Annotated in this window: 17 protein-coding genes; 14 read left to right on the top strand and 3 right to left on the bottom strand. The window is 73.3% G+C overall.

Annotation, left to right across the window (positions count from 1 at the left end; all coding sequences use genetic code 11):
* Positions 1–108 precede the first annotated feature (108 nt).
* The 6 genes from ACIQPT_RS10685 (at position 109) to ACIQPT_RS10660 (ending at position 7,032) form a co-directional block, all read left to right on the top strand.
* Positions 109–1,317: an alpha/beta hydrolase gene (locus ACIQPT_RS10685; RefSeq protein ID WP_401154702.1), complete on the top strand. Its 1,209-nt coding sequence runs from the start codon at positions 109–111 to the stop codon at positions 1,315–1,317.
* A gap of 96 nt (positions 1,318–1,413) precedes the next feature.
* The gene (locus ACIQPT_RS10680) at positions 1,414–2,379 is read left to right on the top strand and encodes a DUF4429 domain-containing protein (protein ID WP_401154700.1); all 966 of its coding nucleotides are present in this window, start codon (positions 1,414–1,416) and stop codon (positions 2,377–2,379) included.
* A gap of 112 nt (positions 2,380–2,491) precedes the next feature.
* Entirely contained in the window at positions 2,492–3,895 is a 1,404-nt protein-coding gene (locus tag ACIQPT_RS10675) for a sensor histidine kinase (RefSeq protein WP_401154698.1), read from the top strand.
* A complete protein-coding gene (locus ACIQPT_RS10670) occupies positions 3,892–4,581 on the top strand; it encodes a response regulator (protein WP_401154697.1) in 690 nt (229 codons plus the stop codon). The genes ACIQPT_RS10675 and ACIQPT_RS10670 overlap by 4 nt, the downstream gene beginning before the upstream one ends.
* A 142-nt stretch (positions 4,582–4,723) precedes the next feature.
* Positions 4,724–5,803, top strand: coding sequence for an alpha/beta hydrolase (locus ACIQPT_RS10665; RefSeq protein WP_401154695.1), 1,080 nt, complete (start codon positions 4,724–4,726; stop codon positions 5,801–5,803).
* Positions 5,800–7,032 (top strand): acyltransferase, encoded by a 1,233-nt coding sequence (locus tag ACIQPT_RS10660; protein WP_401154694.1) that lies wholly within the window; start codon positions 5,800–5,802, stop codon positions 7,030–7,032. The genes ACIQPT_RS10665 and ACIQPT_RS10660 overlap by 4 nt, the downstream gene beginning before the upstream one ends.
* A 70-nt stretch (positions 7,033–7,102) precedes the next feature.
* Here ACIQPT_RS10660 and ACIQPT_RS10655 read toward each other — a convergent pair whose 3' ends face one another.
* On the bottom strand, positions 7,103–8,116 hold the full coding sequence (locus tag ACIQPT_RS10655; RefSeq protein ID WP_401154692.1) for an aldo/keto reductase: 1,014 nt from the start codon (positions 8,114–8,116) through the stop codon (positions 7,103–7,105).
* Complete coding sequence (locus ACIQPT_RS10650) at positions 8,113–8,520, bottom strand: MerR family transcriptional regulator (protein WP_401154690.1); 408 nt, start codon at positions 8,518–8,520, stop codon at positions 8,113–8,115. The genes ACIQPT_RS10655 and ACIQPT_RS10650 overlap by 4 nt, the downstream gene beginning before the upstream one ends.
* Positions 8,521–8,680: 160 nt before the next feature.
* Here ACIQPT_RS10650 and ACIQPT_RS10645 point away from each other — a divergent pair, with 160 nt between their 5' ends.
* From ACIQPT_RS10645 to ACIQPT_RS10620, 6 genes are all read left to right on the top strand, one after another.
* On the top strand, positions 8,681–8,944 hold the full coding sequence (locus ACIQPT_RS10645) for a small hydrophilic protein (RefSeq protein WP_401154689.1): 264 nt from the start codon (positions 8,681–8,683) through the stop codon (positions 8,942–8,944).
* Positions 8,934–10,421: an ATP-binding protein gene (locus ACIQPT_RS10640; protein WP_401155148.1), complete on the top strand. Its 1,488-nt coding sequence runs from the start codon at positions 8,934–8,936 to the stop codon at positions 10,419–10,421. Before ACIQPT_RS10645 ends, ACIQPT_RS10640 begins: the two co-directional genes overlap by 11 nt.
* Positions 10,418–11,077, top strand: coding sequence for a response regulator transcription factor (locus tag ACIQPT_RS10635; RefSeq protein ID WP_401154688.1), 660 nt, complete (start codon positions 10,418–10,420; stop codon positions 11,075–11,077). Before ACIQPT_RS10640 ends, ACIQPT_RS10635 begins: the two co-directional genes overlap by 4 nt.
* A gap of 83 nt (positions 11,078–11,160) precedes the next feature.
* The gene (locus ACIQPT_RS10630; protein ID WP_401154686.1) at positions 11,161–12,606 is read left to right on the top strand and encodes an SLC13 family permease; all 1,446 of its coding nucleotides are present in this window, start codon (positions 11,161–11,163) and stop codon (positions 12,604–12,606) included.
* A complete protein-coding gene (locus tag ACIQPT_RS10625; protein ID WP_401154684.1) occupies positions 12,603–13,808 on the top strand; it encodes a glycerate kinase in 1,206 nt (401 codons plus the stop codon). The genes ACIQPT_RS10630 and ACIQPT_RS10625 overlap by 4 nt, the downstream gene beginning before the upstream one ends.
* A gap of 92 nt (positions 13,809–13,900) precedes the next feature.
* Positions 13,901–14,713 carry a serine hydrolase domain-containing protein gene (locus tag ACIQPT_RS10620; protein WP_401154683.1) on the top strand — a complete coding sequence of 271 codons (813 nt, stop codon included), beginning with the start codon at positions 13,901–13,903 and terminating at the stop codon, positions 14,711–14,713.
* Here the strand turns inward: ACIQPT_RS10620 and ACIQPT_RS10615 are convergent.
* Positions 14,682–15,155: an ATP-binding protein gene (locus ACIQPT_RS10615; protein WP_401154681.1), complete on the bottom strand. Its 474-nt coding sequence runs from the start codon at positions 15,153–15,155 to the stop codon at positions 14,682–14,684. The genes ACIQPT_RS10620 and ACIQPT_RS10615 overlap by 32 nt on opposite strands.
* An 83-nt stretch (positions 15,156–15,238) precedes the next feature.
* Here ACIQPT_RS10615 and ACIQPT_RS10610 point away from each other — a divergent pair, with 83 nt between their 5' ends.
* Both ACIQPT_RS10610 and ACIQPT_RS10605 read left to right on the top strand, forming a co-directional pair.
* Positions 15,239–16,063 carry a helix-turn-helix domain-containing protein gene (locus ACIQPT_RS10610; protein ID WP_401154679.1) on the top strand — a complete coding sequence of 275 codons (825 nt, stop codon included), beginning with the start codon at positions 15,239–15,241 and terminating at the stop codon, positions 16,061–16,063.
* Positions 16,047–16,316, top strand: coding sequence for a DUF397 domain-containing protein (locus tag ACIQPT_RS10605; RefSeq protein WP_401154677.1), 270 nt, complete (start codon positions 16,047–16,049; stop codon positions 16,314–16,316). Before ACIQPT_RS10610 ends, ACIQPT_RS10605 begins: the two co-directional genes overlap by 17 nt.
* The last annotated feature ends 109 nt before the right edge of the window (positions 16,317–16,425 follow it).

Below are 16,425 nucleotides of genomic sequence, written 5' to 3'. Positions count from 1 at the left end.
GGGCGGCGGTGACCCTGCGTGAGAGATCCGGGGTGAATCCTTCGCGGACGGGTGATGTACGTCACCCGAATCACGGCGGTCGGCGCATGTCTCCTAGGGTGTGGCGCAGTGACTTCTTTCGACACCTCCCCCACCTTGACCGCATGGCGCGCGCTGCTCGCCGTGGCGGTCGTGTTCGTGATGCTGGCGACGACGGGCTGGAGCGCCATCCGCGATCACCACTCCGACGGGCCGCGCGAGCTCGCGCTCGCCTCCTGGGCGCGGGACCGCATAGCGGGCCGTTCGCTGCCGGACGCCGACGCCCCCGCCTACCGGCTGGCCCACTTCTTCGCCACGCTGACCTCGGGGCAGCAGGTCGCGCTCGCGGGGAAGTACCCGTCGGTGGTGGGGAACCTGAACGGCGTACCGGTCACGCTGCGCTACCACGCCAACCGGCTGGCCCTCAGGCAGGCCGTGGCCGTGGAGAAGGTGCGGGCGCACGACGAGAAGCTCTCGCCGGACGGGCGCGACGAGGCGGAGGCCCGGCTCGACCGGTTCCGGTCGATGCTCGCGGGCAACCGGCAGATCCTGGCGTTCGATCCGTCCGGGAAGGGCCGGGCGGCCGAGGTGTTCGGGAATCTCGACCGGGCCGCCCGCGTCTCCGTCGTCGTCCCGGGCGTCGACACGCATCTGCTGACCCTGGAGCGCAGCAAGCGCCAGTACGCGGCCCCCGTGGGCATGGCCAAGTCCCTGTACGGCGCGGAGCGCTCGGCCTCCCCCGACACCCGTACGGCCGTCATCGCGTGGGCCGACTACACCGCCCCGGCCGGTCTCGGCATGGACGCGGCGCTGGGCGGCCTCGCGTCGGACGGCGCGGTCCGGCTGAACGCGATGGTCGGTGCGCTGCCCGGCGTCTCGAAGGTCTCGCTGTTCTGCCACAGTTACGGCTCCGTGGTGTGCGGCGTGGCCGCGCACCGGGCACCCGACCGGGTGGCCGACATCGCGGTCGCGGGCAGCCCCGGCATGCGGGCCGCCAACGCCGGGCAGTTGGGGACCGGGGCGCGGATCTGGGCGACGCGCGACGGGGACGACTGGATCGGGGACGTACCGCATCTGGAGTTCGGCGGGATCGGTCACGGGGCCGACCCGGTCGACCCGGCCTTCGGTGCGCGGATCGTCTCGTCGGCCGGGGCCGCCGGGCACAGCGGCTACTTCGAACCGGGCACCGAGAGCCTCGACAACTTCGCCGCGATCGGCGTCGGAGCATACGGATCGGTCAGTTGCGCGACCGCCGACAGCGCATGTCACAGCGGTATTTCCGGCGAGCGGGACGGCTGACGCGCGTAGAAGGGCGCGGAAGAGCGTGTCGGACGGATTAATCGGGACTTACGTTGAGGGGGGACGCGGGCGACTGTGCCGCATACGATGAGGCACATGGGTGATGTGCTGGCCGGAATTCATGCCACCTGGGAGTTCGACACCGACTCCGTGCTCATCCGCTTCGAACGGGGCATCCGCACACCGAAGCTCTTCCAGAGCCTGCGGGAACGCCGCATCCCGTATGCGGCGCTGTCGTCGGTGACGCTGACCCCGGGCAAGCGGAGCACGGTGGTCCTGCGTGCCGTGCCACGACCGGGTGCCGATCCTCTGGTGGAGGCTGCCTCCGGGCAGCTCAAGGAGGGGTGCGACCCCTACCGCCTGGTGCTTCCGGCGGAGCGGGAGGTGCTCGCCGAGTACTACGCGGAGGAGCTGCGGGCGCTGCTGGACCCGTCGTCGGGCGAGCCCGCCGACCGCTTCCTGGTGGCGGCCCCCGAGGCCCCGATGAACTTCAAGGCGTACGACGGCCGGGCCAGCTTCGACGGGGAGCGGATCTCCTTCCGGTGGTCCTGGACCGGGGCATCCAGCGCCAAATGGAAGGCTGGCGACCAGACCTTCCGGGTGAGCGAACTGGCTGGAATCGTGTGGCGCTCGCCCGAGGCTCTGGACGGTTATCTGCGTCTGGTGCCCCGCGCGGCGGCCCCGGTCGACCACCGCACCGGCGGCAGCCTGGGCGATCTGCACGGTCCCGTCGGTCCCGAATGTACGGAAGGCGGGATGTCGGCCGGCGGGTCCGCCGAGCCACCGGCCGCCCGCGCGGACCAGGATCCGGCGGCCGTGCTGTTCGGGCTGGGCTACGGGCCGGTGCACGAGTCGCTGCCCTTCGCCGCCGCCGTCCTGGAGTCCGTACGCCGGACCCAGCCGGCGCCCGCCGCCTCCGCGCCGGCCCTGGTGAACGCCGGGCGGCGCGATCCGGCGGACATCGCCGAGCGGATACATCACCTCGGCGAGCTGCATCAGGCCGGGCTGGTGACGGACGCCGAGTACAGCGCGAAGAAGGCCCAGCTACTCGCGGAGCTGTGACCCGTACGTTCGCGGAGCTGTGACCCCGTACCGGGGTATGACGCGCACCGGCCAGGGTCGGAACCCCGGTATGACGCCCGTGGGGCTCCGGTCTGCCTAGGCTGACCGGGCCATGTCCACTACCTCTTCCCCCGCCGGGCCCCCGCCGCCCGCCGACGGCCTGCTGAGCGCCGCCCGCCGCAATCTGCGCGAGCTCGCCCACGGGCTGTCCCACGCGTCCCATCCGTCCACCCCGCTGCTGGCGGAGGCCCCGAAGCTGTGGCAGCGGCTGCTGCCGTACGTCGTGGTGCTCGCCCTGGCCGCGACCTTCATCCCGGTCACGATCAACGTCCTGACCTCGCAGTACGACGTGCCGGGCGCACTGGCCGGGGCGCTCGGGGTGGCCGGGGCGGCCCCCCTGCTGATGCTGGCCCACCGGCCTCTCCAGGCGTGGTGGATCATCTTCCCTGCCGACATCGCGGGCGCGCTGGTGCTGCTGGCGCACCCCTCCGAGCAGCACGACGTCTGGCCGTGGATCCCGCCGGTGCTCGTCGCGTACCTCTTCCTGCTGCTGGCCCTCGGTCTGCGCGAGACACGGCGGACCGTGGTCGCCGTGTGGGTCGCGACGTGCGCGGCCGGAGTGGTGCTGCATCTGATCGCTCCGGCGGACCGCAGCACCGGCAGCGCCCTGCTCCTGCCGATCCTCGGCGCGGTGGTCCTGGTGATCGGCGGGGCGGTACGGGAGCGGGGCGAGGCGACCCGGCGGCTGGCCGAGCAGGAGACGATCAGCGAGGCGGAGCGGGCGCAGCGCACGCTGCTGGAGGAGCGGACCCGGATCGCCCGGGAACTGCACGACGTGGTCGCGCACCACATGTCGGTGATCACCGTGCAGGCGGACTCCGCGCCGTACCGGATCTCCGGTCTGCCGGAACCCGCGCAGGAGGAGTTCGCCGCCATCGCGGCGGCCGCGCGGGAGTCCCTCGGCGAGATGCGCCGGCTGCTGTCGGTGTTGCGCAGCGACGGCACGGAGGGCGACCTGACCCCGCAGCCGGGCCTGGACCGGCTCCAGCAGTTGGTGGAGGCGACGGTACGGGCCGGGCTTCCGGTGGAGCTGTCGCTCGCCGCGGACGTGGGCGAGGTGCCCTCGGCGGTGGATCTGTCGGCGTACCGGATCGTGCAGGAGGCGCTGGCCAATGTGGTGCGGCACGCGCCCGGGGCCCGCACCCAGGTCTCGGTCCGGGCGGCCGCGGGCCATCTGAACGTCCTGGTGGTCAACGGGCCCGCGCCGAAGCCCGCTTCACCGCTGGAGAGCGGCGGGACCGGGCACGGGCTGGTGGGGATGCGCGAGCGCGTACGGTTGACCGGCGGCACGCTGGACACCGGGCCGCTGCCCGACGGCGGGTTCCGGGTGGCCGCCCGGATGCCGCTGCCTCCGGCCACCTCGCCGTCCGTCCAGCCCCCGTCCGTCCAGCCCCCTTCTCCCCCGCCCCCTTCCGCCCCGCCCCCTTCCGTTCCGCCCCCTTCGGAGGACCTGTGACCATCCGCGTGATCATCGTCGACGACCAGGCCATGGTGCGGGCCGGGTTCGCGGCGCTGCTGTCGGCGCAGAGCGACATCGACGTGGTGGGCGAGGCGGCAGACGGCTGCCAGGGTGTCGACGTGAGCCGCAACCAGCACCCCGACGTCGTCCTGATGGACGTCCGGATGCCGGAGATGGACGGACTGGCCGCCGCCCGCGAGCTGTTGAACCCGCCGGTGGGCGTGGTGCACCGGCCGAAGGTCCTGATGCTCACCACGTTCGACGTCGACGACTACGTGTACGAGGCGCTGCGCGCCGGGGCATCCGGGTTCCTCCTGAAGGACGCCCCGCCCGCCGATCTGATCGCGGCGGTACGGGTGGTGGCGGCCGGGGACGCGCTGCTCGCGCCCTCGGTGACCCGGCGGCTGATCGCGGACTTCGCGGCGCAGCGGCCCGCCGGGGCGACGCGCGGCGGCCAGGCGCTGCGCCTGAACGGCCTCACCCCGCGCGAGAGCGAGGTGCTGGAGCTGATCGCCCGGGGGCTGTCGAACCAGGAGATCGCGGGGCGGCTGGTGCTGGCCGAGCAGACCGTGAAGACGCACATCGGGCGGGTGCTGGCCAAGCTGGACCTGCGGGACCGGGCGCAGGCGGTGATCTTCGCGTACGAGTCGGGGCTGGTGACGCCGGGGGACGCGGGGGCGTAGACATCGGGCCCCGGGCCTGGCCCACCCCCTACCCCGGTATCACCCCGCAGTTGGCTCCCCGGTGTGACGCCGCGTCACCCGTCCTCTTCCTACCTTCCTCCCGGTCGCACCGCTCGGTGCTGATCCGGAGAGGGAGGGCACGATGCGTCGATACGCGAGGACCGTGGCCGCGTTCGCACTGGCCACCAGTGTGGTGGCGGGGACCGCGGGCTGGGTTTCGGGGGATGCGCAGCAGGCGCTGACCGGGCCGCCGCCGGGCAGCACGCAGTGGCGGGCGGACCGGGCGCTGCTGGGGACGGAGCTGCCCGATCCGGAGCGGTCCACGCCTGCCGAAGTGGCGTCGTTCTTCGCCGGGTTGAGCGCCGGGGAGCGGCAACTGCTGGCGCTGCGGCATCCATCCGTCGTCGGGAATCTCGACGGGGCGCCGCTGGAGCTGCGTTACCGCGCCAACTCCCTCGCGCTGATCGCCGCCGACGACCCCCGCTACCGTTCGCTGGCCGCTCCCGGCCGCCAGATCCTCGCGTTCGATCCGCGGGGGCGCGGCCAGGTCGCCGAGGTCTTCGGGGACCTGCGCGCGGCGGAGCGGGTCTCGGTGGTGGTGCCGGGGTCCGACAACGACGCCGGGACCTTCGACCGGAAGGTGGCCGGCCACGGGGCCCCGCCCGGGATGGCCAGGACCCTGCACGAGGAGGCGGGGCCGCGGACCGCCGTCGTCGCCTGGGTCGGGTACACCACGCCCGTGGGCGTCGGCGTCGACGCGGCGACCGGGCGGCTCGCGGAGGCGGGGGCCGGGCGGCTGACCCGGTTCGCGGAGGGCCTGACGGCGGACGGGCTGCCCGAGCCCGCGATGTTCTGCCACAGCTACGGCTCCGTGGTCTGCGGGATCGCCGCACACCGTCTGCCCGCCACCGACCTGGTGGTCCTCGGCTCCCCCGGCATGCGGGCGGACGATGTCGCGGGGCTGCGGACGAAGGCCCGGGTGTGGGCGGCGAAGGACCCGACCGACTGGATCGACGACGTGCCGAACGTGCGCTTCGCCGGCCTCGGCCACGGGGCGGACCCGACCGATCCGGCCTTCGGCGCCCGCCGCGTACCGGCGGACGAGGCCGAGGGCCACGCCGGTTACTTCGCGCCGGGGACGGATTCGCTGCGGACCTTCGCCGCCATCGCGCGCGGCGACGCGGAGTCAGCCACCGCGGGCGTAGGGGGTGCGGCCCGATGAACGCCGTACGGGACGACGTCCGGCGGCTCGCCGCCCGTATCGACTCCTCCACCCCCGCCCACCGCGACCGCGCGATCGACGGCCTGCGGGCCCTGGCCCTGCTCGCCGTGCCGCTCGGCCACTGGATGCTCGGCGGGTTCCGGCTGGACGCCGACGGGCTGCACAACGCCAGCCCGCTCTCGACGTTCGGCGGGTTCGCGCCGGTCAGTTGGGTGCTCCAGATGCTGGGCATCTTCTTCCTGGTCGGCGGGTACGCGTCCGTGCTCTCCTACCGCCGCCGGACCTCGACGACGGCCGCCTGGCTGGGCGGCCGGCTGACCCGCCTCGGCCGGCCGGTGCTCGGGGTGACCGCCGTGTGGGCGGTGCTGCTCTCGGCGCTGTCCGCGCTGGGCGTGCCCGGCGACACCCTGCGTACGGCGTCGACGCTGGTGATCCAGCCGCTCTGGTTCGTCGGGGTGTACACCGTGGTCACGGCCCTCACCCCGCTCTGCGTGCGGCTGGCGCGGAGGCTCGGCGGGTGGGCGGCGCTGCCGCTGCTGGCGTCCGTCGCGGTGGTGGACTTCCTGCGCTACGGGCCCTTCGCGGAGGCGATGCCGTCCTGGCTGAGCGCACTCAACATCCTGCCCGGTTGGCTCTTCGCCTATCAGCTGGGCGTGTCCTGGGGCGAGGGGCGGATCGGCAGGCGCGGGGCGCGGCTGCTGCTGATCGGCGGCGGGGTGCTGTTCGCCGTGCTGCTGCTCGCCTTCCACTACCCGGCGTCGATGGTCGGCGTGCCGGGCGAGGCGCGGACGAACTCGCATCCGCCGTCGCTGCTGGTGGTGGCGTTGGCGGCGGCGCAGAGCGGGGCGGCGATCCTGCTGCGCGACCGGCTCGGGCGGCTGCTGCGCACGCCGCTGCTGTGGGCGCCGGTCGTGGTGATCAACCTGTCGGCGATGACGATCCTGTGCTGGCACCAGACGGCGATGCTGGCCGCCGCCGTACCGGCCTCGCTCACGGGTGCGGCGGGCACGGTGGTGGCGGGGCTGACGACCGCGCCGGACACGGTGGGCTGGGTGCTGGCCCGGATCGCCTGGCTGCCGGTGTTCGCCGGGCTGCTGGTGCTGATCGCCCGGTACGCGCGCCGCTTCGAGGCCCCGTGGCGGTCGGGCACCCGCGCCGCGAACGCCCGCCGCGCGCTGGCGGGGCTGCTCGCGGCGGGGTTCGCGGTGTTCGCGCTGGGGCTGGCGTGAGGGGACGGCGTCATCATGAACTTCATGGACCGGGCGATCACCGCGTACGTCTCCGGACTCCTGGTGCCGCCTACTCCCGCGCCGTGGACGTACTGCTCATGTCCGGGTAGCGGTCCCCCGCCACCCGGCCCGCGATCGGCTCCAGTGCGGCCAGTTCGTCCGCCGTCAGGGTCAGCCGGGTCGCCGCCACGTTCTCCAGGAGACGGCTGCGCTTACGGGTGCCGGGAATCGGGACCACGTTCAGGCCGTGCACCTCGGCGCGCTGCTGGACCCAGGCGAGGGCCACCTGTGCGGCGGTCGCCCCGTGCGCGGCGGCGATCTTGTGAACGGGCTCCAGCAGGGCCGCGTTCGTCCTGGCGTTGTCGCCGGTGAACCGGGGCTGGTGGGCGCGGAAGTCGTTCGCCGCGAGGTCCTTGCCCGCGTCGGTGAAGGCCCCGGTGAGGAAGCCCCGGCCGAGCGGGGAGTACGGGACGAGCGTGACGCCCAGCTCCACCGCCGCGCCGACCGCGCTCTTCTCCACGTCCCGGCTGAAGAGCGACCACTCCGACTGGAGGGCGGCGATCGGGTGCACGGCGTGCGCCTCGCGCAGTTCGGGGCCGGTCACCTCGCTCAGGCCTAGCTGCTTGACCTTGCCCTGCCGGACCAGCTCGGCCAGTGCGCCGATCGATTCGGCGAGCGGGACGGCGGGGTCGCGGCGGTGCATGTAGTAGAGGTCGATGACGTCCGTGTTCAGCCGGCGCAGGCTCGCCTCGACGGCGGTACGGATGTAGGCGGGGTCATTGCTGATGCCCCGGTAGTGGGGGTCGTCGGTGCGGACGAGCGCGAACTTGGTGGCGAGGGTGATCTCGTCCCGGTGGGCCCCGACGAACGGGGCGAGGAACTCCTCGTTGGCCCCGCGCCCGTAGGCGTCGGCGGTGTCGAAGAGCGTGACGCCCGTCTCCAGCGCCGCGTCCAGGGTGTCGCGGGCGGCGGCCACGTCGGTGTCGCCGTAGAACTCGCTCATGCCCATGCAGCCGAGGCCCTGGACGCCGACCCGGGGTCCGCCGGCGCCGAGCTCCGTGGTGGCGATCTTGTCAACAGTCATCGGGCACTGTGCCTCTCCGGCGCCCTGCGGGCGCCCGCGTAGAACTCGATCTTGTAGTCGAGGACGGCGAGGGTGTCGTGGAGCTCCGCGATCCGCGTGATCACGTCGCGGCGGGTCGCCTCCAGCATTTCCTGCCGTTCCTCGAAGGTGGACTCGCCCTCGCGCAGCAGCTCCGCGTACCGCACCATGTCGGCGACGGGCATCCCGGTCAGCCGGAGCTTGCCGACGAAGGCCAGCCAGTCCAGGTCGCGGCTGCTGAAGCGGCGCTGGCCGGTGTGCGAGCGGTCGACGTGGGGCATGAGGCCGATGCGTTCGTACCAGCGCAGGGTGTGCGCGGTCAGCCCGGTGAGGGCGACGACCTCGCTGATGGTGTAGCTGCCCTTGTCCGTGTCTGCGCCCGTCATGTCCTCCACGCTAGATCCTTGGAGTGCACTCGAAGCAAGCGGAAACGGCGGGTCTCCTCGAAGAGGCCCCTTCCACAGATGGCCGGAAAGCGCATCGCAGATGAAGAATTGTTCATCCTGGCTTCATGTTCGTACCGTCCGGGACCGTCAGGGTGAACGCATGGCTTTCTCACCTCGTCTGGCGGCCCTGGCAGCCGTCGTCGCCGTGCCCCTCGGCATAGCGGCCACCAGCTACGCCATGACCGACACCTCGGAGGCGCCGAAGGTGCCTCCCGCCGTTCAGCTGGACGAGAGTCCACGCGCCACCCCGCCGTCGCCGAACGGCACCCCCGCTCCGACCCGTACCCCGGACAGCTCCGTCGTGCCGGGCCCCTCCGCGGCCGACGACGACGATGACGACGACGACTTCGGTGATGACGGTTAGCCGGTCGCCCCTGGGCTTCCCGAGGATCTCCGCCCGGGTACGGATCCTGCTGTGGTTGCTCGTCGTGATGGCGGTCGCGCTGGGCGCGGTCGCCGTCACCGTGCGCTCGATCCTTCAGCGGGATGTGGACCACCGCATCAGCCAGCTGCTCACCCAGGAGACCGGCGAGTTCGCGAACTTCGTGCCGCAGGGGGTGGATCCGGACACCGGCGGCCGGTTCGACACGGCGGACCGGCTGCTCCGCGTCTATCTGCAACGGCAGTACGCGGACCCCGACGAGGAGTTGCTGGGCCTGACCGGCCGGCCCGGCGACCGGCCCGACGTCATCCGGCAGCGGCGCGACCTGCCCCCGGACACCGCCCTGTGGCGGGACCGCGCCACGCTCACCCGGATCCACGCCGCCAAGGACTCCTTCGGGACCCTGGAGCGCCCGCAGGGCGAGTTGCGCTGGGCCAAGGTCGAGATCGGGCCGTCGGCGGGCGGGCAGCCCGGGGCGTTCGTCGTCGCCTTCCACCCGGAGCGCGAACGGGCCGTCGCCGACAAGACGTTCTGGACGCTGCTCGCGCTGTCCGGCGTGGCGCTGCTGATGACGACCGGGATCGGCTGGGCCGTCGCCGGACGCATCCTCGCGCCCGTCCGGCTGGTGCGGACGACGGCGGCGGAGCTGACCGAGCAGGACCTCACGCGGCGGATCCCCGTGGAGGGCCGGGACGACATCGCGGCCCTCGCCGAGACGTTCAACGGGATGCTCGACCGGCTGGAGGCGGCGTTCGCCGCGCAGCGGGTCTTCGTCGACGACGCCGGGCACGAACTGCGCACCCCGATCACCATCGTCCGGGGCCATCTGGAGCTGATGGGCGACGACCCGGCGGACCGGGAGGAGACGGTGCGGCTGGTCACGGACGAGCTGGACCGGATGAGCCGCATCGTCGAGGACCTGCTGCTGCTCGCGGGGGCCGAGCGCCCCGACTTCGTACGTCCCGAGCCCGTCCAGCTCGCGGAGCTGACCGCCGACGTGTTCGTGAAGGTGCGGACCCTCGGTGACCGGGAGTGGCACCTCGACGGCGTCGCGGACCTCGAAGTGCGCCTGGACGAGCAGCGGATGACGCAGGCGATGGTCCAGCTCGCGCAGAACGCCGTCCAGCACACCGTTCCCGGCCAGCGCATCCGGATCGGTTCACGAGCCATCGGTTCACAAGCCATCGGTTCACGGGCCATCGGCTCCCGGACGGCCGAGGCGGACCGCGTCGAGCTGTACGTCGCCGACCACGGGCCCGGGATTCCGCCGGAGGACGCCGAGGTGATCTTCGAACGGTTCCGCCGGGGCACGTCCCGGCGCGGGACCCGCACCAGCGGCGCGGGGCTCGGCCTCGCCATCGTCAAGGCCATCGCGGAGGGCCACCACGGCCGCATCGAACTACGCCGCACCGAAGGCGGCGGAGCCACCTTCGTACTCACGCTGGAGACCGCTTCATGAACCGCATCCTGATCGCCGAGGACGAGGAGCGCATCGCCTCGTTCGTCCAGAAGGGGCTGCGCGCCAACGGCTTCACCACGGTCGTCGCCGAAGACGGCGACCTGGCGCTGGGCCACGCGCTGACCGGCGGTTTCGACCTGATGGTGCTCGACATCGGGCTGCCGGGCCGGGACGGCTTCACCGTGCTGCGGGAGCTGCGCGAGTCCCGCGTCACGCTGCCGGTCATCGTGCTCACCGCACGCGACTCCGTCCGGGACACGGTGGCGGGTCTCGAGGGCGGGGCCGACGACTGGATGACGAAGCCGTTCCGCTTCGAGGAGCTGCTCGCCCGGGTACGGCTGCGGCAGCGCACCGCCGCCCGCGCGCCCGAGGTCACCATGTTGCGCAGCGGCAGCCTCGCCCTGGACCTGCGGACGCGCCGGGCCCGCGCGGACGAGAGGACGGTGGATCTGACGGCACGCGAATTCGTGCTCCTTGAGATGTTCCTGCGCCACCCCGGCCAGGTGCTGTCGCGCGAGCAGATCCTGTCGCATGTGTGGGGGTACGACTTCGACCCCGGCTCCAACATCGTGGACGTGTACGTCCGCGCGCTGCGCCGGAAGCTGGGCGCGGAACGGCTGGAGACGGTACGGGGCATGGGCTACCGGCTGCCCTGAACCGGCGGGGGCCCGGCGCCGCATGAAAGGTCCTTCACGGGCCGCTCATCAGGTGCTCACCCCGCCTTCGGAGGCTGTACAGCGTGCCTCTCCCCCTCCGGCAGACCGTCGGCCTCTGTGCCGTCCTCGGACTCTGCGCTCTCCTCGCCGTCCCCGGCGCCGCCCCCGGCCTCAGTGCCGACGGGCGGCTCTCCCTGGCCGTGTTCGCCCTGGCCACCGCCGCCTGGATCGCCACTCCGGTGGACGACGCCTACATCGCGCTCGGCGCGGGCCTGGCGCTGACGGTGACGGGGGTGATCAGCAGCGAGACCCTGTTCGCCACCCTGGGCGACGAGACGGTGTGGCTGCTGATCTGCGCCTTCGTCCTGGCGGCCGCCGTGACCCGGACCGGTCTCGCCGGCCGGGCCGCCGTCTTCCTGGTCGGCGGGGCCAGGACCGTACGCCAGTTGGTGCACCTGACCACGGCCGGACTGGTCGTCACGGCGTTCGCCGTACCGGCCACCTCGGGGCGGGCCGCCCTCACCCTCCCGGTGTTCCTGGCGCTGGCCGCCGCACTCCGGGAGCGGACCCGCCTCGTGGTGATGCTGGCGCTCCTCTTCCCCACGGTCATCCTGCTCTCCGCCGTCGCGACCCTGATCGGGGCGGGCGCGCATCTGATCACGGTCGGGGTGCTGTGGGAGCAGACCGGGAAGCAGTTGAGCTTCGTGCAATGGCTGGTCCTCGGGCTGCCGTTGGCGGTCGTCTCCTCCCATCTCGCCGCCGAGCTGGTGCTGTTGACGACGACCCGGCGGGCCGACCGCAAGGGCCCGGTCACGATCACGGCGGCGCAGATCCAGGAACACTCCGAGACGGCCGTCGAGGGGCCCTTCACCCCGGCGGAGTCCCGGTGCCTGCTCCTGCTGGCGACGGTCGTCCTGCTGTGGTGCAGCGAGCCGTTGCACGGGGTGTCGCCGGCGGTGGTCGCGCTGATCGGCGCCCTCGTGGCGACCTCCCCCGCGCTCGGGACGGTGCGCTTCAAGGACGGTCTGCGGACGGTTCCCTGGCCGCTGCTGCTGTTCATGGCCGCCACCATGGCGATGGGCGTCGCCCTCTCCGATTCGGGTGCGGCCGACTGGCTGGTGGGCTGGATACCGCTCGGGGCGTCCACGCCCCCGTGGGTGTTCCTGGCCGGAGTGGTCGTCGTCAGTACGGCCGCCCATCTGGCGCTCCAGTCGCGCTCCGCCCGGTCCTCCGTCCTCGTCCCCCTGGTGGTCGCGGCGGCGGTCGGGGCCGGGGTCAACCCGGTCACGGCGGCGCTGGCGTCCACGGCCGCCGCCGGTTTCTGCCACACGCTGCCGTCCTCGGCCAAGCCGGTCGCCCTCTTCGCCGATGTGCCCGGCGCCCCGACGTACACCCCGCGCGACCTGCTGCGGCTGTCCGCCTTCCTGGCCCCGCTCACGGCGACCCTCGTCCTCGCCTTCGCCCTCGTCGTCTGGCCGCTGCTCGGCGTACCCGTCCTCCTCGATCCGAACGAAAGGCCCCAGCCATGACCCACCGCATCGCCATCGCCCCCAGCGGCTTCAAGGAGTCCCTGTCGGCCGCCCGGGTGGCCGAGGCCATCGCCGTCGGCGTACGACGGGTGATCCCCGACGCCGACCTCGACCTCATCCCGCTGGTCGACGGCGGCGAGGGTACGGCGGAGGCGCTGGCCCTGGCGGGCGGCGGCCGGCTGGTCCCGTGCACGGCGACGGGCCCGGTGGGCGACCCGGTCGCCTCGCACTTCGCCCTGCTGGGCGGGCCCGGTCCGCTGACCGCCGTCGTCGAGATGGCGGCCGTCGCGGGCCTCGCCCTGGTCCCGCCGGGCCTGCGCCACCCGGGCGCGACCACCACGTACGGCGTCGGCGAGCTGATCCGCGCGGCGTTGGACGCGGGGGCCCGGCGCATCCTCATCGGCTGCGGCGACTCCGGTACGTCGGACGGGGGTGCGGGCGCGCTCCAAGCCCTCGGGGCCCGGCTGACCGACCGGCACGGCCGCGAACTCCGGCGGGGCGGCGGGGCGTTGCACGAGCTGGAGCGCATCGACCCGTCCGGCCTCGACCCCAGGCTGGCCGACGCCGAGCTGCTCGTGGCCTGCAACCCGTACAACGTGCTGTGCGGGAAGCGCGGAGTGGCCCGGGTGTTCGGGCCGCAGAAGGGCGCGACCCCGGCGGAGGTGGAGTTGCTGTCGGCGGGCCTGGAGCGGCTGGCCGCCGTCCTGACCCGGGACCTGGCCCCGGCCTTCGCCCCGGCGTCCGGTGCCCCGGCCGTCGACCTGCGTACGGCTCCCGGCACGGGCGCGTCCGGCGGCCTCGGGGCCGGGCTGGCGGCCGTGGGGGCCCGTCTCCTCCCCCGTTACGACGTCCTGCTCGACGGCCTCGACCTGGACGCCCGCCTGGCCCGCGCCGACTTCGTGATCACGGCGGAGGGGGCGCTCGACCACCAGACCGTACGCGGGAAGATCCCGGCGGAGGTGGCCCGGCGGGCCCATGCCGCCGGGGTGCCGGTCCTGGTGCTGGCCGGGACGATCGGGCCGGGCGCGCAGGACGTACGGGCGGTGGGCGTGGACGCGTACAGCGCGATCCTGCCCGCGCCGATGACGCTGGTGGAGGCGATCGGCCGGAGCGGCGAGTTCCTGGCCGACGCCACGGAGCGGGCGATGCGGATCATGGCGCTCGGCACCCGGCTGGCACCGTTGGCCCCGCTGGCCGCGTGACGTCCGCGCCCGGTCCCGGGCTCCCCGGGGCCTGTCCCGGGCTCCCCGGGGCCCGGGACACCGTGGTGCGCGGGCCCGTTAGGCTCGGACGCATGGAGAGCCTGCGCATCATCGACACCTGGCCGGTCACGACGGCGGCGGCCGCCGTCGTACGGGCGGACGGCACGGTCCTCGGCACGCACGGTCCTGCCGACCACCGCTTCCCCCTCGCCTCGGTCACCAAGCCGCTCGCGGCCTACGCGGCGCTGGTGGCGTACGAGGAGGGGGCCGTCGAGCTGGACGAGCCGGCCGGGCCCGAGGGCTCCACGGTGCGCCACCTCCTCGCCCACACCAGCGGCCTCGCCTTCGACGAGCACCGGGTGACGGCCCCGCCCGGCAACCGCCGCCTGTATTCGAACGCGGGCTTCGAGGTGCTGGGCGACCACATCGCGAAGGCGTCCGGCATCCCGTTCGCGGAGTACCTGCGCCAGGCCGTCCTGGAACCCCTGTCCATGACCTCCACGACCCTGGACGGCTCCCCCGCCCGCGACGGCGTCTCCACGGTCGCCGACCTGGTCCGCTTCGCCGCCGAGGTGCAGGCCCCCCGCCTCCTCGACCCGCGTACGGTCCTGGAGGCCCAGAGCGTCGTCCACCCGGGCCTCAAGGGCGTCCTGCCGGGCTACGGCCACCAGAGCCCGAACGACTGGGGCCTCGGCTTCGAGATCCGCGACGCCAAGTCCCCGCACTGGACGGGCAACACGTCCTCCCCGGCGACCTTCGGGCACTTCGGCCAGTCGGGCACGTTCCTGTGGATCGACCCGGTGGCGGGCGCGGCCTGCGTCGCGCTGACCGACCGCGCCTTCGGCCCGTGGGCGGCGGAGGCCTGGACGCCGTTCACGGACGCGGTGCTGGCCGAGCTGGCCTGAACCGGCTGCCGCCCCTCTCCGGCGGCGTCAGGCACTCGAACCAGACGGTCTTCCCGCCGCCGTCCCACCGCTTGACGATGCCCCAGTCGTCGGTGACGGCATCGACCAGGACGAGCCCCCGGCCCCCGTCGTCCAGCGGGTCACCCGTGATGGCGAGAGGCACGGCGGGGCTGCTGTCCGCGACTTCGACGCGTACGCCCTCGCCGCGCGGCAGCCGGAAGATGAAGGTCTGGCCACGCCGGTCGGGCACGTGCCGCACGACGTTGGCGATCAGCTCGGTGAGCGCGAGCTCGGCGGCGTCGGCGAGGAACATCAGCTCCCAGGCCTTGAGGTAGAGCCGCAGGACGCGGCGCAGGTGCTGGGCGGAGTGCTCGCCGAGGGCGAAGTCGGCGCGGTAGACGGGCTCCCCGGGATTCCTCCGGGGGACGATTACGTGATTCATGTCACCAGGCTGCGACGGGATGGCTACGCTCGGCTACGTACCGAAACGAACGCCGCGAGGCGTTGCACCCGGAGGTCCGCGCCGTGGCCAACATCCAAACGCTCGATCCCGACGCCTCCCCGCTCGCCTACTACGGCGGGGAGTTGCGCCGCCGGCGCGAGGCCCACAGCCTGACGCAGCCGCAGTTGGGCGACATCATCTTCTGCACGGGCTCGCTGATCGGCCAGATCGAGACGACGAGAAAGATCCCGACGCGGGACTTCTCGGAGCGGGTGGACGCGGCGCTGGGGACGGACGGGACGTTCTCGCGGCTGGTGGGGCTGGTGCTGCGGAGCCAGTTGCCGACGTGGTTCCAGCCGTACGCGGACATGGAGGCGAAGGCCGCGTACATCTCGACGTACCAGGCGCAGGTGGTCTATGGGCTGTTGCAGACGGAGGAGTACGCGCGGGCGGTCCTGGCCACCGGTATGCCGGACGACCTGGAGGGTCTGCTCGCCGCCCGGATGGAGCGCCAGCGGATCCTGGAGCGGGAGAAGCCGCCGCTGGCGTGGGCGATCCTGGACGAGGCGGTGCTGTACCGGCCGATCGGCGGCCACGAGGTGATGCGGGCCCAACTCCAGAAGCTGTTGGATTACGCGGCGCACCGTTGGATGCGGATCCAGGTACTGCCTTTCGAGGCCGGTGAACACGCGAGCCTGGCAGGCTCGTTCACCGGCATGCGCTTCGACGACGACCCGGACATCATCTACACCGAGGACCTCATCTCCGGCCATATGACGGCCAACCCCGAAACGGTCCGGGAGGGCTCGCTCCGATACGCTCACCTCCAGGCCACCGCACTCTCCGTCGAGGAATCGGTGGCGCGGATCCGCCGCGTGATGGAGGAGCGTTATGGAGCACGGCCCTGACCTGACGAACGCGGACTGGCGCAAGTCGAGCTACAGCGGAAACACCGGCGGCGACTGCGTGGAGTGCACCGTGACCGGCGGCGCGGCCTGGCGGACCTCCTCCTACAGCGGCAACACCGGCGGCGAGTGCGTCGAGGTCGCCGCCAGCTCCACCTGCGGCTCCGTCCCCGTCCGCGACAGCAAGAACCCGACCGGCCCCGCCATCGTCCTCGGGGCCCCCGCCTGGCAGGCGTTCGTGGACGGGCTGCGCTGACGCGTCCCGTCGGGTGAGGCGGGGGGGGGGGGGCGGGGGGGGGGCCGCCCCCCCCCCCCGCCGGGGGGCCGGCGGGCCCCGCCACCCGGCGCGCCCGCTGGCGGGTGGG

Origin of the sequence: Streptomyces sp. NPDC091289, from assembly GCF_044757365.1 — a bacterium.
Taxonomy (GTDB): domain Bacteria; phylum Actinomycetota; class Actinomycetes; order Streptomycetales; family Streptomycetaceae; genus Streptomyces.
The sequence above is the reverse complement of the archived record's forward strand: the minus strand, read 5'-3'. Positions and strand labels throughout refer to the sequence as shown.

What these genes read in the sequence shown, in the direction of transcription:
- ACIQPT_RS10680 (WP_401154700.1), top strand. Translation starts at nt 1,414, where the DNA reads ATGGGTGATGTGCTGGCCGGAATTCATGCCACCTGGGAGTTCGACACC.
- ACIQPT_RS10675 (WP_401154698.1), top strand. Translation starts at nt 2,492, where the DNA reads ATGTCCACTACCTCTTCCCCCGCCGGGCCCCCGCCGCCCGCCGACGGC.
- ACIQPT_RS10665 (WP_401154695.1), top strand. Translation starts at nt 4,724, where the DNA reads ATGCGTCGATACGCGAGGACCGTGGCCGCGTTCGCACTGGCCACCAGT.
- ACIQPT_RS10660 (WP_401154694.1), top strand. Translation starts at nt 5,800, where the DNA reads ATGAACGCCGTACGGGACGACGTCCGGCGGCTCGCCGCCCGTATCGAC.
- ACIQPT_RS10655 (WP_401154692.1), bottom strand. Translation starts at nt 8,116, where the DNA reads ATGACTGTTGACAAGATCGCCACCACGGAGCTCGGCGCCGGCGGACCC.
- ACIQPT_RS10650 (WP_401154690.1), bottom strand. Translation starts at nt 8,520, where the DNA reads ATGACGGGCGCAGACACGGACAAGGGCAGCTACACCATCAGCGAGGTC.
- ACIQPT_RS10645 (WP_401154689.1), top strand. Translation starts at nt 8,681, where the DNA reads ATGGCTTTCTCACCTCGTCTGGCGGCCCTGGCAGCCGTCGTCGCCGTG.
- ACIQPT_RS10640 (WP_401155148.1), top strand. Translation starts at nt 8,934, where the DNA reads ATGACGGTTAGCCGGTCGCCCCTGGGCTTCCCGAGGATCTCCGCCCGG.
- ACIQPT_RS10635 (WP_401154688.1), top strand. Translation starts at nt 10,418, where the DNA reads ATGAACCGCATCCTGATCGCCGAGGACGAGGAGCGCATCGCCTCGTTC.
- ACIQPT_RS10625 (WP_401154684.1), top strand. Translation starts at nt 12,603, where the DNA reads ATGACCCACCGCATCGCCATCGCCCCCAGCGGCTTCAAGGAGTCCCTG.
- ACIQPT_RS10620 (WP_401154683.1), top strand. Translation starts at nt 13,901, where the DNA reads ATGGAGAGCCTGCGCATCATCGACACCTGGCCGGTCACGACGGCGGCG.
- ACIQPT_RS10615 (WP_401154681.1), bottom strand. Translation starts at nt 15,155, where the DNA reads ATGAATCACGTAATCGTCCCCCGGAGGAATCCCGGGGAGCCCGTCTAC.
- ACIQPT_RS10605 (WP_401154677.1), top strand. Translation starts at nt 16,047, where the DNA reads ATGGAGCACGGCCCTGACCTGACGAACGCGGACTGGCGCAAGTCGAGC.